The 18206-nt window shown below is 71.7% G+C and carries 11 protein-coding genes and 1 tRNA gene; 8 read left to right on the forward strand and 4 right to left on the reverse strand.

The window, feature by feature from the left end; all coding sequences use genetic code 11:
- Positions 1-26: 26 nt before the first annotated feature.
- From OG310_RS05230 to OG310_RS05245, 4 genes are all read left to right on the forward strand, one after another.
- A complete protein-coding gene (locus tag OG310_RS05230; RefSeq protein WP_329454688.1) occupies positions 27-4076 on the forward strand; it encodes a hypothetical protein in 4050 nt (1349 codons plus the stop codon).
- A gap of 290 nt (positions 4077-4366) precedes the next feature.
- Complete coding sequence (locus OG310_RS05235; RefSeq protein ID WP_329454689.1) at positions 4367-4762, forward strand: SH3 domain-containing protein; 396 nt, start codon at positions 4367-4369, stop codon at positions 4760-4762.
- A gap of 230 nt (positions 4763-4992) precedes the next feature.
- Positions 4993-6102, forward strand: a complete 1110-nt coding sequence (locus OG310_RS05240) for a DUF4232 domain-containing protein (RefSeq protein ID WP_329454690.1) — start codon at positions 4993-4995, stop codon at positions 6100-6102.
- 167 nt (positions 6103-6269) lie between these two features.
- Positions 6270-7115, forward strand: coding sequence for a SigB/SigF/SigG family RNA polymerase sigma factor (locus tag OG310_RS05245; protein WP_329454691.1), 846 nt, complete (start codon positions 6270-6272; stop codon positions 7113-7115).
- Between the two features lie 315 nt (positions 7116-7430).
- On the opposite strand, the gene OG310_RS05250 is transcribed toward OG310_RS05245, so the two are convergent.
- The 4 genes from OG310_RS05250 to sucC form a co-directional block, all read right to left on the reverse strand.
- Positions 7431-7515 (reverse strand) — tRNA-Leu (locus tag OG310_RS05250).
- A 156-nt stretch (positions 7516-7671) separates the two neighbouring features.
- Positions 7672-9246, reverse strand: coding sequence for an aldehyde dehydrogenase family protein (locus OG310_RS05255; protein WP_329454692.1), 1575 nt, complete (start codon positions 9244-9246; stop codon positions 7672-7674).
- Positions 9247-9409: 163 nt separating this feature from the next.
- The gene (gene sucD, locus OG310_RS05260) at positions 9410-10285 is read right to left on the reverse strand and encodes a succinate--CoA ligase subunit alpha (RefSeq protein WP_329454693.1); all 876 of its coding nucleotides are present in this window, start codon (positions 10283-10285) and stop codon (positions 9410-9412) included.
- A 12-nt stretch (positions 10286-10297) separates the two neighbouring features.
- Positions 10298-11431: an ADP-forming succinate--CoA ligase subunit beta gene (sucC, locus tag OG310_RS05265; RefSeq protein WP_329454694.1), complete on the reverse strand. Its 1134-nt coding sequence runs from the start codon at positions 11429-11431 to the stop codon at positions 10298-10300.
- A 149-nt stretch (positions 11432-11580) separates the two neighbouring features.
- On the opposite strand from sucC, the gene OG310_RS05270 reads away from it, so the two are divergent.
- The 4 genes from OG310_RS05270 to OG310_RS05285 all read left to right on the forward strand — a co-directional run bounded on the left by OG310_RS05270 (position 11581) and on the right by OG310_RS05285 (position 18145).
- Entirely contained in the window at positions 11581-13263 is a 1683-nt protein-coding gene (locus OG310_RS05270; RefSeq protein ID WP_329454695.1) for a thiamine pyrophosphate-binding protein, read from the forward strand.
- 12 nt (positions 13264-13275) lie between these two features.
- Positions 13276-14529 (forward strand): formyl-CoA transferase, encoded by a 1254-nt coding sequence (frc, locus tag OG310_RS05275; RefSeq protein ID WP_329454696.1) that lies wholly within the window; start codon positions 13276-13278, stop codon positions 14527-14529.
- Positions 14529-16673 carry an acetate--CoA ligase family protein gene (locus OG310_RS05280; RefSeq protein WP_329454697.1) on the forward strand — a complete coding sequence of 715 codons (2145 nt, stop codon included), beginning with the start codon at positions 14529-14531 and terminating at the stop codon, positions 16671-16673. The genes frc and OG310_RS05280 overlap by 1 nt, the downstream gene beginning before the upstream one ends.
- A gap of 77 nt (positions 16674-16750) precedes the next feature.
- Entirely contained in the window at positions 16751-18145 is a 1395-nt protein-coding gene (locus OG310_RS05285) for an OFA family MFS transporter (RefSeq protein ID WP_329454698.1), read from the forward strand.
- The last annotated feature ends 61 nt before the right edge of the window (positions 18146-18206 follow it).

The raw sequence follows: 18206 nt of genomic DNA on the forward strand, positions 1-18206 counted from the left end.
CCCGCACGAAAAGAAAGGCCCCGCTCGTGACCGACGACCAGGCCGCGTCACCGACCGCCGGCGGGGCACCGTCCGCGACCGGCCCGGCGACCCGCCTCCTGTCCCGCTTCACCGACCCGTCACCCGAGTACGGGCCGCTGCCCCTGTGGTGGTGGAGCGGGGCCCCCGTCACCGGGGAGCGGCTGCGCCGGCAGATGGAGCTGCTGCTCGCGCAGGGGGTGCGCCAGGCCGTGGTGATCTGCCTGGCGCCGACCGGACCGATGTTCGGCTCCCTGGCGGACGATCCGCCGTACCTGAGCCCGGAGTGGCTGACGCTCCTCGACGGCGCCTGCGCCGACGCCGAGGAACTCGGTTTCACCCTGTGGATGTACGACCAGATCGGCTTCTCGGGAGCCAACTTCCAGGGCCTGATCACCGCACAGAACCCCGAGTTCGCCGGACTCGGCCTCTACCGCACCACCGCGAGCACCGACGGGGGGCCCGCGGTGGTGCGCCCGCCCGCCGGGCACACCGCGCTGGCCGCGTACACCACGCCGCTCGACGGCGACAGGGCGACGCCGCCGGTGCCGGTGCCGCTCGACGCGGCCGGCGCGGCACACTGGGAGGGCCCTGCGGCACGCCTGACGCTCGTGCACACCGGCGTCAGCGGCTTCGACTACTTCGGTACCGAGGCGTGCGCCGCGCTCCTGGACCAGGTGCACGGCACGCTGGAGCGGCACGTCGGCAAGTGGTTCGGCCGCTCCATCGGCGGCTTCTTCCAGGACGAACTGCCCGCCCTGCCCACCTGGGGCCGGGATTTCGCCGCGACCTTCGCCGCCGTGTACGGCTACGACCCGGTGCCGCGCCTCGCCGCGCTGTGGGAGGGCGACGACGACGCCTCGGCGCGCGTGCGCCGCGACTACCAGGAACACCGCGCCCGGCTCGGCCGGCAGGCCTTCTTCACGCCACAGCGGGCCTACTTCGAACGGCACGGTCTGATCTGCGGCTTCGACCAGCCATCGCCGGCCCGCGAGGGCGACCCCGTGGGCGGGGTGAAGGTGTACGGGGACTACCACGCCACACACCGGGGCTACGGGGCGCCCGGCAGCGACCACTGGGGCGACGCCAAGGTGCACAGCTCCATGGCGCACGCGAACGGCGAACCACGCACCTGGATCGAGGCGTTCCACTCCTCCGGCTGGGGCGGCACGCTGGAGGAGACATACGACTGGCTGGCGCCGTTCCTGCGCCGTGGCGCGAACCTCTACGACCCGCACGCCGTGTACTACGCCACGCCCGGCGGCTGGTGGGAGTGGGCACCGCCGTCCACGTGCTGGCGCCAGCCGTACTGGCCCGACTACCACGTCTTCGCCGGCGCGGTGGCGCGCCTGTGCTCGGTGCTCACCGCGGGCCACCACGTGTGCGACACGGTGCTGCTCTCCCCCACCACCACCGCGCAGGCCTACCTCACACCGGACGGGCCCCTGGCGCCCGCGCGCGAGTCGGCCGCGCTCTACCACCGGCTGAACGGTGTGGGCACCTGGTTCGCCGAGCGGCGCGGGGTGCTGGAGAGCGCGGGCCTCGATCACGACGTCCTCGACGAGAGCGCGATCGCCCACGCCTCGGTCGCCTCGGACGCCTGCGGGGCGACCCTGTCCGCCGGCGCGGAGACGTACCGCACGGTGGTGCTGCCGGGTCCCCGCGCGCTGCACACGGCTGCGGCCGCCACCCTGGCGCGGTTCGCGCGGGCCGGCGGCCGGGTGGTGTGTGTCGGGCGCGCGCCCGACCTGTTCCTGGGCGCGGGCCTGACCCGGGACGGCGGGAAGGCGGCCGACGGCGGCGCGGCCTTCGCCGACGCGCTGGCCGCCGGACTCATCACGCTCGTCGCGGACGCGGAAGCGGTCCCCGCGGCCGTCACGGCCGGACCCCTGCGCGTGGTCGCCGACGCCCCCTTCCTGCTGCGCCGCGACGGCGGCACCCACATCCTCGCCCTGACCGCGCACGACGAGGTGAGCGGGACCCGCGCGCCGATCGTGTCGCTCGGCACGGACGACTGGACGACCCAGGACAACTTCTCCTGGTCCGCGTACTGGCGGCAGCTGCACGGACACGGCTACACGTACGTGCCGTCCGCCGGCCGCACCGCCTCGGTCCGGATCGAGGGCCCGTCGCACGCGCCCCGGGCGCAGCGCTGGGACCCGGGTACGGGCGAGCGCACCGAACTCAGCGTGTCCCCGGCCGAAGGCCGGGGCTGGCGGCTGGAGGTGCCGTTCGCGGACGGGGCGGTGGCGCTGGTGGTGTTCGGCGACGACCTGCCCGCGCCGACCCGCGAGCCGCTGGGACGGCCCACCGGTACGACGGAGCTGGCCGGGCCCTGGCGGGCACTCGCGGTCTCGACCCTCGACAACCGCTGGGGCGACCTGGCGGCGGCCAACCGGCCCGGGATCCTGCCGGTCGAGGTGTGGCGGATGGAGCACCGGGAGGGCGAGGGGGGTCCATGGCGGCCCGTGACCGCCGGGTTCGGCCCCTTCGCCCTCGTCCGGCGCGGCGAGGGCGGCTACGAGCCGGCCGAGTGGTCGCTCTCGCGCGGCATCCGCGACGACCCGGTGCACGACTACCGGCTCGGCCCGAAGGGCTACGTGCCGGAGGAGTTCCTCGACGTGCGCGAGGTGGTGCGGGGCGGCGAGGTGTCCGTACGGACGCATCTGACACTGCCGGCGACGCCCGGTCCACGGTGGCTCGCGGTGGGGGCCAACGCCGAGCGGCGCGTGCTGGCCGACGGCGCGGACCTGCCCGTCGAGGGCGACGGCTACCAGTCGTTCAGCCCGCTGCCGCAGGGCCTCGCGGGGCGCACCGTGACCCTCGACCTGGTCCTCGTCGCACGGGAGGACGGGCCGGTGCGGGCGTCGTTCGCCGTCGTCCGCGACCCGGAGGCGTACCGCAGGCCCGAGTGGATGTCCGCCGGCGCGGGCGGCGCCCCGGGCCGGACGTACGACCTGACGCGCCGGCTGGCACTGGACCGGCTGCCCGAGGACCCCACGGTCCAGGTCGGCAGCGACGGGGCGTGCACCGTCCTGGTCAACGGCGCGGAGGTGGGCCGCCAGGGCGACTTCAACCCGTACCCGGGCCACCGCGAGGTGCGGGTCCACCCCTACGACCTCGGGGCGGTCCTGCGGGTCGGCGAGAACACCCTGACCCTGCGGCTGACCGACCCGGACGGCGGGCCGACGGCCGCCGCCCTGGACTCGGCGCCGGTGGCGCGCGGCGGCCTCGGCCTGCGCAGCGACGCGACGTGGACGGCCGAGGCGGACGGCGCCCGCGCCCCGGTCGTGCTGCGCCCCACGCACCTGGGCCGCGACCCCCGCTCCTTGTGCGCCTGGGCCCGGCCGCATCCGCTGCCGGGCGCGCACTGGCTCGAACCGGCCGCCGCGCAGGGCCGGGTGGTGGAACCCGTCGTGCCGGACCTGTCGCCGGGGCCGGTGCGGGAGGAGTGGCTGCGCTTCACCGCGCCGCTCGGCGCGACGGCGCTGCGGGTGGCGACGTCCCTGCGGACGAGGGTGGTCACCGGCGGCCGGACGTATGTGCCGGACGCCGGGGGCCGGGTGGAACTGCCCGCGCCCGCGGCGGCGGGCACGCAGGTGGTGCTGCGGATCGCGGCGGTCGACGGGCGGCGGGGCGGCGCGCTCCTCGACGGGCCCGTGACGGCGGAGACCGCGGAGGCCGCCTCCCCGCTCGTGAGCTGGGAGGAGCTGGGCCTGCGGGCGCTGGGCGGCGCCGTTCGGTACCGGAGCGAGCTGGCCTTGCCGGACGGCCCCCCGCGCGGTAGGGCGGTGCTCGATCTGGGCGCGGTACGCGGCACGGTGGAGGTGACGGTCAACGGCGTGGCGTGCGGCGAGCGGGTGTGGGGGCCCTGGGTGCTGGAGGTGACGGGCGCGCTGCGCGGCGGGGTCAACACCGTCGAGGTGGTGGTGCGCGGCACGCTCGCCGGATACCTCGACGACGCGTCACCCACCCGCGCGATCGCGGCAGGTCAGGTGCGGACGGGCCTGTTCGGCCCGGTACGGCTGCTGACGTACGAAGCCGCGGCCGGGGACTGAGCCGGCGGGCCCGGGCCGGGCGCGCGACGAGGCCCCGGCCCCGTCGGCGCCGCCCTCACGGTCCTGTCCTCCGCGCGCCGCACCATGGCGCGGTCCGCCGACGCCTCCCGGGAGACATAAATCTGCAGGTCAGCAAGGGTTCGCGGACCTCAGACCCAGCAGTTCACGACCAGACTTTACGCATACTTTTATACAGCCATAAGGGTGACAAGGCTGTTTCTTGCGGGCGAGTCGGGCTCCCGGCGTGCCATGAAGGACGTGCACAGCAACTCCAGCGAAAGAAGGACTCCATGCACGCATCGCGTGTGGGGCGCCGGGTCGCCACCACCCTCGCCGGGATTCTGATCGCGGGCACGGCCGCCCTGGCCGCCGCCCCCGCGAACGCGGCCTCCCCCGTTCCCAGCGGGGACGCGGCGCCGGTCGCGGCCCAGCCCGCGAAGGGCACGGCCTCGGAGCCGCGCGGCAGGGTCGTGTCGCGGCTCACCCTCTCGATCCGCGAGCGGGCCACCACGAACTCCCGTTACCTGGGCGGCCTCGCCCCCGGCTCGATCGTCTACCTGTCCTGCAAGGTGCATGGTCAGAACGTCGACGGCAACGACCTCTGGTACAAGCTGGGCAACGGGCGTCCGGGCTACGTCGCCGCCCGCTACGTCCAGAACCTCTCGCCCGTTTCGTACTGCCGCTGACGCCGGACCGCGTCACGCGTTGATCCCCCTCTGCCGCCGGGCGCCTCGCGCGCCCGGCGGCAGAGCCGCGTCCGGGTCGCCACGCCACGGCGCGGACACGGGCCCTGTCAGTGGCGGGCCCGTAAGTGGCGGACCTGTCAGTGGCGGACCTGTCAGTGGCGGCCCGTAGGCTGAAGGCCGTTCAGCCGGATGCCGCCCAGGCCTTCGGACACGGGGGAACGGGGACAGCCGTGCGCAGGGGGATGGTGGCCGCGTGTCTCGCGGCGTTGCTGGCGGTCGCGGGATGCGGCACCGAGCGGGCCGGCGACGGGGGTCCGCCGCACGCACCGACCGCGACGGCTTCGGCGGCCTCGCCGCGGCCGCGCGTGAGCGCCGGTGCCGAACTCGGCGTGGACGGTGTCGTGCCGTGGGTGGCGGAGCCGGCCGTGGACGCCGACTTCACGACGCCGTCACCTGCGCCGCCTCCCGTGACGGGACCGACCTGCCGCGCCACGCGCCTGTCCGGCACCGTGCGCCACTGGGCGAGCAAGGGCGCGGGGGACGAGGAGGTCCACGACCCCACCATGGCCGCCTCGCTGTACGGATACGCCGTCCTGACCAACACCGGGAAGGCGGCGTGCCGCCTGCGGGGCGCCCCGCGTCTGACGTTGCGGGGCGCGGGCGGGAAGGACGTACCGATCGGGCACGACGCGTTCAGCGGGGCCTCGGCCCCGGTCGGACTGCCGCCCGGCGGGAAGGCGAGTTTCCGCATCGACTGGGACGCGCCGTTCTGCCCCGCCGTGCCGGGCCCCTACACGCTCGTCGCGGACCTGCCGGACGCCGGCACCGTGACCGTACGCCCGGCGGACACGACCGTGCCCGGCTGCTCGAACGACGATCTGCATCCCGAGGTACGGGCCTACCTCACGTCGTCACCGATCACGCCAGGCGACGCGACGCCGCGACCACCCGTGGTGTCGGACCTGAGTTCTCTGACCGCCAGGATGACCGGCATACCGGCCACGGTCCGGCCCGGCGGCCCCGTCGGCCTGACGCTCGCCCTGTCCAACCCGACGGACCGGCCGGTGTCCCTGGCGGGAAGACCAGGGTTCGACCTGCACGTGCTCTGTGCCGGGACACGGGGCCGGGCCGGGATCAACGAGGACACGACGTACCTGCTCAACAACCGGCCGGTGCGGGCCGTACCCGCGCACGGGACGGTACGGTTCGCGATCCGCGCGTCCCTGCCCGCCGCGACGCCGCTGCCCGGCCCGCGGCTCACCGTGGGCTGGCAGATGCTCAGCCGCGGCTTCCCCGCGCACCTGCCCTACGCGGCCGCGACGATCCCGACGGGCGCCTGATCCGGCAGCCGGCGGTCCCTCGCGACCCCCGTTCCCGAGGGCCGCGACCCGGTTGCGGGAGGCGGCCGCAGGGGGCGATCGAAAAGATTTCCCTGTGACAAGTATTGTCGGGCGGAATCGAGGGCAGAAGCGGCTCTGCCCCACCTCGTCCGCGAAGGGAACCGGTCATGTCCGCCACCACTGCCCGCACCACGGAGCAGGTCGTCGAACTGCCCCGGATCGAGGACCCGGAGGCCGTCTCACCGGTCGACGCGCGCGCTCTTTCCAAGCTGTTCTTCGACCGGCTGCAGGTCCTCGAAGAAGGCACGCGAGAGTACGCGTACGCCCGGAACACGCTCATCGAGATGAACATGTCACTCGTGCACTTCGCCGCGCGCCGGTTCGGCCGCCGCGATCAGTTCGAGGACATGATCCAGGTGGGCATGATCGGCCTGATCAAGGCGATCGACCGGTTCGACCTGAGCCGCGAGAACGAGTTCGCCACGTTCGCGGTGCCCTACATCGTGGGCGAGATCAAGCGGTTCTTCCGGGACAGCACCTGGGCGGTGCACGTACCGCGCCGGCTCCAGGAGATGCGGGTCGAACTGGCGAAGGCCCGGGACCTGCTCTCCGCGCGCCTGGACCGTGAACCCACGGTCGCCGAGCTGGCCGTACACCTCGGCCGCACCCACGACGAGATCATCGACGGGCTGATCGCGGCGAACGGCTACAGCACCGACTCGCTGGACATGCCCTACGAGAGCGGGGAGGGCTCGGCCCGCAGGTCCTCGACACTCGCCGACTCCATCGGCACCTGCGACCCGGGCATGGAGCTGGTCGAGGACCTCACCGCGCTGGCCCCGCTGCTCGCGGAGCTGGACGAGCGGGACCGGACGATCCTGGAGATGCGCTTCGGCAGGGAGTGGACGCAGTCGGAGATCGGCGACGCGCTCGGCATCTCCCAGATGCACGTCTCGCGCCTGCTCAACCGCACGCTCAAGACACTGCGTTCGGCCATGCTCACCGAGAACTGAGCACGCCAGGACCGCCCCCGGGCGGGGACCCGGACGGGGGCCGTGCACGGTGAAGGGTGCGGTAACGAGCCACGATCGGCGGCTCGTTACCGCACCCTTCGCGGTGGTTCCCGGCCACTTGCCACGGCGCGCGAGCGCGGGCCGCCCCCAGGGCCGCCTCACGCCTCGCGCCCAGGGTCGCCCCCGAGGACACAGGGGGCGCCGGGCCCCGTCCGGACGCGCTTGCCGTCCGGACGCGGAAAGATCCGGACACCGGCCGCCCCCGCCCGTCCGGGAACGCAGAAAGACCCCTGATCATCAGGGGTCTTCGTGAAGTGTCCGAGGGGGGACTTGAACCCCCACGCCCGATAAAGGGCACTAGCACCTCAAGCTAGCGCGTCTGCCATTCCGCCACCCGGACGAGTGATCTTCCGCGGCGTTCCCGTCGCGGTGACGTGGTCAACAATACCAGGGGTTCGAGACCCGGCTCACCCCTATATGCGGTGGTCAGAGATGGGCCTGCCGAGCGGGCCGTGATCGTCGGGACCGCTCGGCAGGGATCGGCTCGGGTGCCGGATCAGGGCATCTGGTGGTAGTCGGGGAAGTTGCCCGGCGGGCGCTCACCGTCCGCGCCGGTCGTCACCGCGTGGACGAGCAGCTCACCGCCGACGAAGGCGCCGCGCCAGGCGTGTCCGAAGCCGCCGAACAGCTCGTCCCTGTCGCCGCGCGAGCGGGGCGTGCCGTGGCCCACCTTGAACGCCCTCACCTGGGGCGCGAGCCGGGCGTAGGTCGCGGGGTCGTCGGTGGACAGGGTCGCCACGAGCGCCCCGTTCGAGGCGTTCATGGCGGCCAGCAGCTCCGCCTCGGTGTCGACCAGCACGATCGTGTCGACCGGGCCGAACGGTTCCGCGTGGTGCAGTGGCGAGGACGCCGGCGGACCGAGCAGGGTGAGCGGCGCCAGGTAGGCGTCCCGGGACCCGCCGGGCGGGAACGACGCGTCCCGCAGGGTGCCCTCGTGCAGCGGAACGGCGCCCCGCTCCACCGCCTGAGCCACCTGGTCGCGCAGTTCCCTCGCCTTCGCGGCGTTGATCAGCGGGCCGAAGTCGAGGTCCGGCAGCGGGTCGTCGGGGTGCCCGACGGCCAGGGGGTGGCCGACGCGCACCGACCGGACGGCGGGGAGGTAGGCGTCGAGGAAGTCCGCGAACAGCGACCTCTGCACCACGAACCGGGGGTAGGCCGTGCAGCGCTGCTTCCCGTAGTCGAACAGCTTCGGGATCACGGTGGCGAGCGAGGACCAGTCCCCGAACTCCCAGACGCCCCAGGTGTTGAGGCCTTCCTGTTCGAGGACGTGGCGCTTGCCGAGGCCGGTCACGGCCGTCGCGATGCCGGCGCCGGTGTCGCGGCCGCCGACGAACGAGACGCAGCCGATCTCCGGCGAGCCGACGAGTGCCGCGGACAGTTCCCGGCCGCTGCCGCTGACCAGGGTGACGGGAAGACCTTCCCGGGCGGCGAGCGCACACGCGAGGGTCAGGCACGCAACTGACCCGTCGGTCGGGGTCTTGGCGATGACCGCGTTGCCGGCGAGGACCTGGACGAGCATCGCGTGGACGAGCACGGACATCGGGTAGTTCCAGCTGGCGATGTTCGAGACGGGGCCCTCCAGGGGCGCCCGGCCCTCGACCATGCGCTCGATCCCGGAGACGTACCAGCGCACTCCGTCGATCGCACGGTCGACATCGGCGCGGGCGAGCCGCCAGGGCTTGCCGATCTCCCAGACGAGCAGCAGGGCCAGCAGGTCCCTGTGCGCGTCGAGCGCGTCGAGCGTGGCCGTGACGCGGGCCCTGCGCTCGGCGAGGGGGGTGTGCCGCCAGGCGCGGTGCTGGTCGAGGCCGGCGCGCACGGCCCGTGCCGCGGTGGCCGGGTCGAGCATCGGCGGTCCCGCGACCGGGGTGCCGTCGAGCGGGCTGGTCGCCGGCAGTGAGCGGCCGTCGGCGTGCCAGTTCCCGGCCCAGAGGTTGCGGACGCGGTCGTCCTGGAACGCCTCGGGCACGGCGGTGAGGGCGCGCCGCCAGGCGTCGTCCCAGCCGGTGCCCGGTTTGAGGCTGAGGGTGCTCGGGGGTGTGAGGGTCGGGGGTGTGAGAGTCGGTGCCATCGAGGGTCTCCGCTCGTGAGGTGGGCGGGGTGTGCGTGGCTGCCGTCGTGACGCGCACGGATCGTCGCGGCGGGGAGGGTGCCGGTGCGGTCGCCGTCCCGCGACCGCACCGGCGCCCCGCGACCGCACCGGCGCCCCGGGGGGTGCGCCGGTGGCGGGGCGGTCAGAGCCGGTCGCGTACCAGCCGTGCCGTCTCGGACGGTGTGGAGCCGACGTGCACACCGGCTGCTTCGAGGGCCTTCTTCTTGGCCTCGGCCGTGCCGGAGGAACCGGAGACGATGGCCCCCGCATGGCCCATGGTCCGGCCCTCCGGTGCCGTGAAACCGGCGATGTAGCCGATCACCGGTTTGGTGACGTGTTCGGCGATGTGGGCGGCGGCCCGTTCCTCCGCGTCTCCGCCGATCTCGCCGATGAGCACGATGAGTTCCGTCTCCGGGTCGTTCTCGAAGGCCGACAGGCAGTCGATGTGGGAGGTGCCGATGACCGGGTCGCCGCCGATGCCCACCGCCGTGGAGAAGCCGGTCTCCCGCAGTTCGTACATGAGTTGGTAGGTGAGCGTGCCTGACTTGGAGACGAGTCCGATCCGCCCGGGTGTGGGGGCGATGTCGGCGGGGATGATGCCCGCGTTCGCCTGTCCCGGGCTGATCAGACCGGGGCAGTTGGGGCCGATGACCCGGGTTCCCTTGTTCTTGGCGTACGCCTGGAAGACCACGGCGTCGTGCACGGGGATGCCTTCGGTGATCACGACGGCGAGCCCGATTCCCGCGTCGGCCGCCTCGATGACGGCGGCCCTGGCGAACGGCGGTGGCACGAAGACCACACTGACGTCGGCGCCGGTGGCAGCCATGCCCTCACCGACGGAGCCGAAGACCGGCAGGGAGGTCCCGTCGACGTCCACTGTCCGGCCCGCCTTGCGCGGGTTGACGCCGCCGACCACCGCGGTGCCGGCGGCCAGCATCCGGCGTGTGTGCTTCATGCCCTCGCCCCCGGTCATGCCCTGGACGAGGACCTTGCTCTGCTTGCTCAGGAAGATCGCCATGCTGTCCGCTCCTCACTCGGTGTGGGCGAGGACGGCTGCCTGGCGTGCGGCGCCGTCCATGGTGGTGGCCTGGTGGACGAGCGGGTGGGCGCGGCCGGTGAGGATCTGCCGGCCGCGGGCCGCGTTGTTGCCGTCGAGCCGTACGACGAGCGGTTTGGTCAACGTGACTGATTCCAGGGCCCGTACGATGCCGTCGGCGACCGCGTCGCAGGCGGTGATCCCGCCGAAGACGTTGACGAGGACGGACCTGACGGACGGGTCGGACAGGATGACGGAGAGGCCGTCCGCCATGATCTGGGCGGACGCGCCCCCGCCGATGTCGAGGAAGTTGGCGGGTCGCACCCCGCACCCGGCGACCACGTCGAGCGTCGACATGACGAGGCCGGCGCCGTTGCCGATGATGCCGACCTCGCCGTCGAGTCTCACGTAGTTGAGGCCCTTCTCGGCGGCCTCGGCCTCCAGCGGGTCGACGTCCCGATCGTGGGGGGACTCGCCCCACCGTGCTTGGCGGAACCGCGCGTTGTCGTCGAGAGTGATCTTCCCGTCGAGGGCGATGATCCGTCCGTCGGCGGCCTGCACCAGCGGGTTGACCTCGACGAGCAGGGCGTCCTCGCGGACGAGGACCTGCCACAGGCCGCGCAGCACCGGCGCGGTCGTGGCGGGCAGGCCCGCCGCGACGGCGATCTCCATCGCCTTGGCCTCGGTGACTCCCTCCGCCGGGTCGACCGCGATGCGGGCGACGGCCTCGGGCCTCGTGGCCGCCACCTCCTCGATCTCCATACCGCCCTCGGCTGACGCGATGGCGAGGAACGTGCCGGCCGCCCGGTCCAGGACGTAGGAGGCGTAGAACTCCCGCTCGATGTCGATGGTTTCGGCGAGCATCACCTTGCGGACGGTGTGTCCCTTGATGTCCATGCCGAGTATCTGACGCGTCGTCAGTTCTGCGGCGGCCGGGTCGGCCGCCAGTTTCACACCGCCGGCCTTGCCCCGGCCGCCGGTCTTCACCTGAGCCTTCACCACCACGCGTCCGCCGAGCCGTTCGGCCGCGTCGCGCGCTTCACGCGCGGTCAGCGCCACTTCGGCCGCCGAGACCGGAATGCCGTGTTCCGCGAAGAGTTCCCTGGCTTGGTGCTCGTACAGATCCATGCCGCTCCTCTTTTTGCGTCAAGTGCCGCACGCCCCCTGGACACCACCCCCGGGAATGGGGGATAACAAGGTTCATACAGTATTCGTAGACTGTATGCAATGTACCGGGAGCGCTTCACCGCGTTCTGACGAAGGGACAGGAACACTCCATGCCCGACGACACCCAGGCACAGATCTCCGGTGGCCACCTCGTCGCCAAAGCACTCAAGGCGGAGGGGGTGGAGCGCATCTACACCCTCTGCGGCGGTCACATCATCGACATCTACGACGGGTGCGTGGACGAGGGCATCGAGGTCGTCGACGTACGCCACGAGCAGGTGGCCGCCCACGCGGCGGACGGCTACGCGCGCATCACCGGCAAGCCGGGCTGCGCGGTGGTGACCGCGGGACCCGGCACCACCGACGCCGTCACCGGCGTCGCCAACGCCTTCCGGGCCGAGTCACCCATGCTCCTCATCGGCGGACAGGGCGCCCACACCCAGCACAAGATGGGCTCGCTCCAGGACCTGCCGCACGTCGACATGATGACGCCCATCACCAAGTTCGCCGCCACGGTGCCCGACACCGCCCGCGCGGCCGACATGGTCTCGATGGCGTTCCGCGAATGCTTCCACGGCGCTCCCGGCCCCTCCTTCCTGGAGATCCCGCGCGACGTGCTCGACGCCAAGGTGCCGGTGGAGACCGCGCGGATACCACTGGCCGGCGGGTACCGCGCCTCGACCCGCACGGCCGGCGACCCCGAAGCGATCGAAAGGCTCGCGGACCTGCTGGTCGCGGCCGAGAAGCCGGCCATCCTGCTCGGCAGCCAGGTATGGACGACACGGGGCACCGACGCGGCGATCGATCTGGTCCGGGCGCTCAACATCCCCGCGTACATGAACGGCGCCGCGCGCGGCTCGCTGCCGCCCGGCGACCCGCACCACTTCCAGCTCTCCCGGCGCTACGCGTTCTCCCACGCTGATGTCATCGTCATCGTGGGCACGCCCTTCGACTTCCGCATGGGCTACGGCAAGCGGCTCTCCCCCGACGCGACGGTCGTGCAGATCGACCTGGACTACCGCACCGTCGGCAAGAACCGCGACGTCGACCTCGGCATCGTCGGGGACGCGGGCCTCGTCCTTGAATCCGTGGCACAGGCGGCGAGCGGCCGGATCAACGGCGGTGCGGCCCGGCGCAAGGGCTGGCTGGACGAGCTGCGGGCAGCGGAGCAGGCGGCGCTGGACAAGAGGCTGCCGAGCCTGACGTCGAACGCGTCGCCGATCCACCCCTATCGGCTGGTCAGCGAGATCAACGACTTCCTGACCGAGGACTCGATCTACATCGGCGACGGCGGCGACATCGTCACGTTCTCCGGCCAGGTCGTGCAGCCGAAGTCGCCGGGCCACTGGATGGACCCGGGCCCGCTGGGCACGCTCGGCGTCGGCATCCCGTTCGTGCTGGCGGCCAAGCAGGCCCGGCCCGACAAGGAGGTCGTCGCGCTGTTCGGTGACGGCGCGTTCTCCCTGACCGGCTGGGACTTCGAGACGCTGGTCCGCTACGACCTGCCGTTCGTCGGCATCGTCGGCAACAACTCCTCGATGAACCAGATCCGTTACGGACAGGCCGTCAAGTACGGCAAGGACCGCGAACGGGTCGGCAACACCCTCGGGGACGTGCACTACGACAAGTTCGCCCAGATGCTGGGCGGTTACGGCGAGGAGGTCACCGACCCTGCCGACATCGGGCCCGCGCTGCGGCGTGCGCGCGAGTCCGGCCTGCCGTCGCTCATCAACGTGTGGGTCGACCCCGACGCGTACGCGCCGGGAACGATGAACCAGACCATGTACAAGTGAGGAGTTCCTCCCATGACCCAGGCAGTGCAGACCCAGGACGGCGCCCAGGCCCTGGCCGGCGTGCGCGTCCTCGACATGACGCATGTGCAGTCGGGCCCCTCCGCGACCCAACTGCTCGCGTGGCTCGGCGCCGACGTGGTGAAACTGGAGGCCCCCAGTGGTGACATCACCCGCAAGCAACTGCGGGACCTCCCCGACGTCGACTCGCTGTACTTCACGATGCTCAACTGCAACAAGCGGTCCATCACACTGAACACCAAGACGGAGCGCGGCAAGGAGATCCTGACCGAACTGATCCGCCGCTCTGATGTGATGGTGGAGAACTTCGGCCCGGGTGCGGTGGACCGGATGGGCTTCACCTGGGAGCGCATCAGGGAGATCAACCCGAGGATCATCTACGCCTCGATCAAGGGTTTCGGCGAGGGCCCGTACACGAACTTCAAGGCCTACGAGGTCGTCGCACAGGCGATGGGCGGCTCGATGGCCACCACCGGTTTCGCGGACGGTCCGCCCACCGCGACGGGCGCGCAGATCGGCGACTCGGGCACCGGTGTGCACGCGGTGGCCGGCATTCTCGCGGCGCTGTACCAGCGCGAGTCCACCGGCCGCGGCCAGCGGGTGAACGTCGCCATGCAACACGCCGTCCTCAATCTGTGCCGGGTCAAACTCCGTGACCAGCAGCGCCTCGCGCACGGCGCCCTGCGGGAGTACCCAAACCGGGACTTCGGCGACGAGGTGCCCCGCAGTGGCAACGCGAGCGGCGGTGGGCAGCCCGGCTGGGCGGTGCGGTGTGCGCCCGGCGGACCGAACGACTACGTGTACGTGATCGTGCAGCCGGTGGGGTGGGCGCCGATCACCGAACTCATCGGCAGGCCCGAGCTGGCGAACGACCCCGACTGGGCGACCCCCGAGGTGCGGCTGCCCAAGCTGGACAAGATGTTCCAGCTGATCGAGGAGTGGTCCGCGGGGCTGCCCAAGTGGGAGGTGCTGGAGAAGCTCAACGCCCACAACATCCCGTGCGGCCCGATCCTGTCCACGAAGGAGATCATCGAGGACGCCTCGCTGGCCGCGAACGACATGGTCGTGCGGGTCGAGCACCCCACCAGGGGCAGCTTCACCACCGTGGGCAACCCGCTCAAACTGTCGGACTCTCCCGTCACCGTCACGACGTCGCCCCTGCTGGGCGAGCACAACACCGAGGTCTACGGCGAACTCGGCCTCGACGACGAGGAACTGGGCGCCCTGAAGACGAACGGAGTCATCTAGTGTCCGCAAACGGGACCGCCCGGTCGGCCGTACGGGCCGTACTGGACACGGCGCTGGCCGAGGGCCGCACCGCGCTGACCGCCCCCGAGGGGAAGGCGATCAGCGACGCCTACGGCATACCGACGCCGGCCGAGGCACTCGCCGAGTGCTCCGACGACGCGGTCCGGCTCGCGGACCGGATCGGCTTCCCCGTGGCGATGAAGATCGTCTCACCCGACATCCTGCACAAGACCGACGCGGGCGGCGTACGGATCGGCCTGAAGTCGGCGGCCGAGGTGCGCGGCGCGTTCACCTCGATCGTCTCCAACGCCAGGGCGTACGCGCCGGACGCCCGGATCCTCGGGGTGCAGGTCCAGCAGATGGTGCCGGAGGGCACCGAGGTGCTCGTGGGCACGGTCACCGACCCGACGTTCGGCAAGATCGTGGCGTTCGGGCTCGGCGGTGTGCTGGTCGAGGTCCTGGGGGACGTGACCTTCCGGCTCGCACCCGCCACCGAGGACGACGCGCTCTCCATGCTCGACGGCATCCGCGCCGCGGAGGTCCTGCGCGGGGTGCGCGGCGGCAAGGCCGTGGACCGGGACGCGCTGGCCGGCCTGATCGTACGGGTCTCGACGCTCGCGGCGGACTTCCCGGAGATCGCCGAGATCGACCTCAATCCGGTCTTCGCGACCGAGTCGGGCGTGATGGCCGCCGACGTGCGGGTCATCCTCACCACGGAAGCGCCCGCGGCACGCAGGACGTTCACCCGGGAGGAGATCCTCAACTCGATGGGCCGGCTGATGAAGCCGGACTCGGTCGCGGTGATCGGCGCCTCCAACGAGCCGGGCAAGATCGGCAATTCGGTCATGCGGAACCTGATCGACGGCGGTTTCCACGGTGAGATCCACCCGGTGAACCCGAAGGCCGACGACATCCTCGGCCGCAAGGCGTACCGGAGTGTCACGGACGTACCGGGCGAGGTGGACGTCGCGGTGTTCGCCATCCCGGCCGCGTTCGTGCCGGCCGCGCTGGAGGAGGTGGGCCGCAAGGGCATACCCAACGCGGTGCTGATCCCGTCCGGGTTCGCCGAGACCGGCGAGCACGAACTCCAGGACAGGATCGTGCGGATCGCCGAGGAGCAGGGGATCCGGCTGCTCGGGCCGAACATCTACGGCTACTACTCGACGTGGCACGACCTGTGTGCCACGTTCTGCACCCCGTACGACGTGAAGGGCGGTGTGGCCCTCACCTCGCAGTCGGGTGGCATCGGCATGGCGATCCTCGGCTTCGCGCGCACGACGAAGACCGGTGTGTCCGCGATCGTCGGGCTCGGCAACAAGTCGGACCTGGACGAGGACGACCTCCTGACCTGGTTCGGCGAGGACCCGCACACCGAGTGCATCGCGATGCACCTGGAGGATCTCAAGGACGGCCGCGCGTTCGTCGAGGCGGCCCGGGCGACCGTGCCGAAGAAACCGGTGGTGGTGCTGAAGGCGGGGCGCACGGCGGCGGGTGCGAAGGCGGCCGGCTCGCACACCGGGGCGCTCGCGGGCGACGACGCGGTCTACGACGACATCCTGCGGCAGGCCGGCGTGATCAGGGCCCCGGGACTGGCCGACATGCTGGAGTACGCGCGGGCGCTGCCCGTGCTGCCCACCCCGAAGGGCGACAACGTCGTGATCATCACCGGGGCCGGCGGGTCGGGGGTGCTGCTGTCCGACGCGATCGTCGACAACGGCCTGCGGCTGATGGAGATCCCCGACGACCTGGACGCGGCCTTCCGGAAGTTCATCCCGCCGTTCGGCGCGGCGGGCAACCCCGTGGACATCACGGGCGGCGAGCCCCCGTCCACGTACGAGAAGACGATCCGCCTGGGCCTTGAGGACCCGCGCATCCACGCGCTGGTGCTGGGCTACTGGCACACGATCGTCACTCCCCCGATGGTCTTCGCCGAGCTGACGGCACGTGTCGTCGCGGAGTTCAGGGAGCGGGGCATCGAGAAGCCCGTCGTCGCGTCGCTGGCGGGTGACACCGAGGTGGAGGAGGCCTGCGCCTACCTCTACGCACGCGGCGTGGTCGCGTACCCGTACACCACCGAGAAGCCGGTGGAGGCGCTCGGCGCCAAGTACCGGTGGGCCCGGGCCGCGGGGCTGCTCACCACATAAACCGGCTCCTGAAGCGCGAAGAGTCCGGACAGGGGGCGCTGGCCAGGTTCTTTGGAAGCCGAAGGAGACGATGCGCAATGAGTAGCGACGTAGGGCGGGAGCCGGCGCCGGCCGCTTACCGCGAGGTCACGGACAGCAGGGGCCGGATCTATCGGGTGGGTGAGACCGACCGCGAGATACTCGGCCATTCGCGCAGGTTGATGATGTGGCTGCCGTGGGCCGCCATGTTCTCGATCAGTGTGTTCGAGTACGCCTACGGTTCGGCCGAGGACGTGCTCTCGGACGCCCACGGCTGGAGCCAGAGCAACACCTTCTGGATCCTCAGCGTGTGGACGTTCTTCCAAGCGGGCGTGTCGTTCCCGACCGGATGGCTGCGGGAGAAGGGCTATCTCAAGCCGAAGGCCGCGATCCTGCTGGGCTCGGTACTGGCCCTGCTGGGATTCCTCGCGATCTCCCACTTCCACAACGTGTTCCTGGCCGTCCTCGGGTTCGGTGTTTTCGGTGGAGTGGGCTCCGGTCTGGTGTACTCCACGTGCATCAACATGACCGGCAAGTGGTTCCCGGAGCGGCGGGGCAGCACGACCGGATTCGTCAACGGCGGGTTCGCGTACGGCGCGGTGCCGTTCATCTTCATCTTCAACTTCGCCTTCGACACCAGCAACTACCACGTGGTTCTCGACCTCGTCGGTGTCTACGTGATGGTCGTGCTGTTCGCCGTCGCCTGGTTCTTCAAGGACCCGCCGAAGAACTGGTGGCCGGCGCACGTGGACCCGCTCAGGCGGGGACAGGGCAACGCGAAGACCGCCCGGGCCCTGGCGAAGAACCCGCCCGCCATCAAGCAGTACACGCCGATGGAGGCGCTTCGGACCGGTCAGCTGCCGCTCATCTGGGTGCTGCTGGTGATCACCGCGGGAGTCTCCATATTCGGTGTGTCCTTCCAGGTCCCGTTCGCCAAGGAGGTCGGGTTCGGTCCGCTCGTCGCGGCCAACTCGGCGGGCGTCCTCTCCGTCGTCAACGGCGTCGGACGGGCGATCGTCGGCTGGATGTCCGACGTGGTGGGCCGCAAGGCGGCCCTGATCCTGGTGATCCTCGTACTGGGGCTCTCGCAGTTCGGCGTGATGTGGGCGGGCAACATCCACAGTGAGTGGCTGTTCCTGGTGTTCGCGTTCTTCTCCGGGTTCGGCGGCGGCGCGTTCTACCCGATGTTCGCCACCCTGGTGCCGGACTACTTCGGCGAGAACAACAACGCCACGAACTACGGGATCGCCTACAGCGGCAAGGTGATCAGCGGCCTGTTCGGCTCGGGCCTCGGGTCGATGGTCATCGACAAGTGGGGCTACAACGGCGCCTACACCACGGCCGGTGTGATCTCACTGGTGGCGGCGGGGCTCGCCCTGCTGCTGCGGCATCCCGGGGCGCCACGCCGAGGGGAGTCGCCCAATCCCCGGCCCGTCAGCCGCGAGGCGGCGTGAGCGTCATCTGACGGGCGCGGCAGCGGGTCCCCGGCGGCCTCTCTGCGGTGACCGACGGGCC

It is taken from the genome of Streptomyces sp. NBC_01497, from assembly GCF_036250695.1.
Classification (GTDB): domain Bacteria; phylum Actinomycetota; class Actinomycetes; order Streptomycetales; family Streptomycetaceae; genus Streptomyces.

Excerpts from the sequence above, each read along its gene's own strand:
- OG310_RS05235 (WP_329454689.1), top strand. The coding sequence starts at position 4,367 with ATGCACGCATCGCGTGTGGGGCGCCGGGTCGCCACCACCCTCGCCGGG.
- OG310_RS05245 (WP_329454691.1), top strand. The coding sequence starts at position 6,270 with ATGTCCGCCACCACTGCCCGCACCACGGAGCAGGTCGTCGAACTGCCC.
- OG310_RS05255 (WP_329454692.1), bottom strand. The coding sequence starts at position 9,246 with ATGGCACCGACTCTCACACCCCCGACCCTCACACCCCCGAGCACCCTC.
- sucD (WP_329454693.1), bottom strand. The coding sequence starts at position 10,285 with ATGGCGATCTTCCTGAGCAAGCAGAGCAAGGTCCTCGTCCAGGGCATG.
- sucC (WP_329454694.1), bottom strand. The coding sequence starts at position 11,431 with ATGGATCTGTACGAGCACCAAGCCAGGGAACTCTTCGCGGAACACGGC.
- OG310_RS05270 (WP_329454695.1), top strand. The coding sequence starts at position 11,581 with ATGCCCGACGACACCCAGGCACAGATCTCCGGTGGCCACCTCGTCGCC.
- frc (WP_329454696.1), top strand. The coding sequence starts at position 13,276 with ATGACCCAGGCAGTGCAGACCCAGGACGGCGCCCAGGCCCTGGCCGGC.
- OG310_RS05285 (WP_329454698.1), top strand. The coding sequence starts at position 16,751 with ATGAGTAGCGACGTAGGGCGGGAGCCGGCGCCGGCCGCTTACCGCGAG.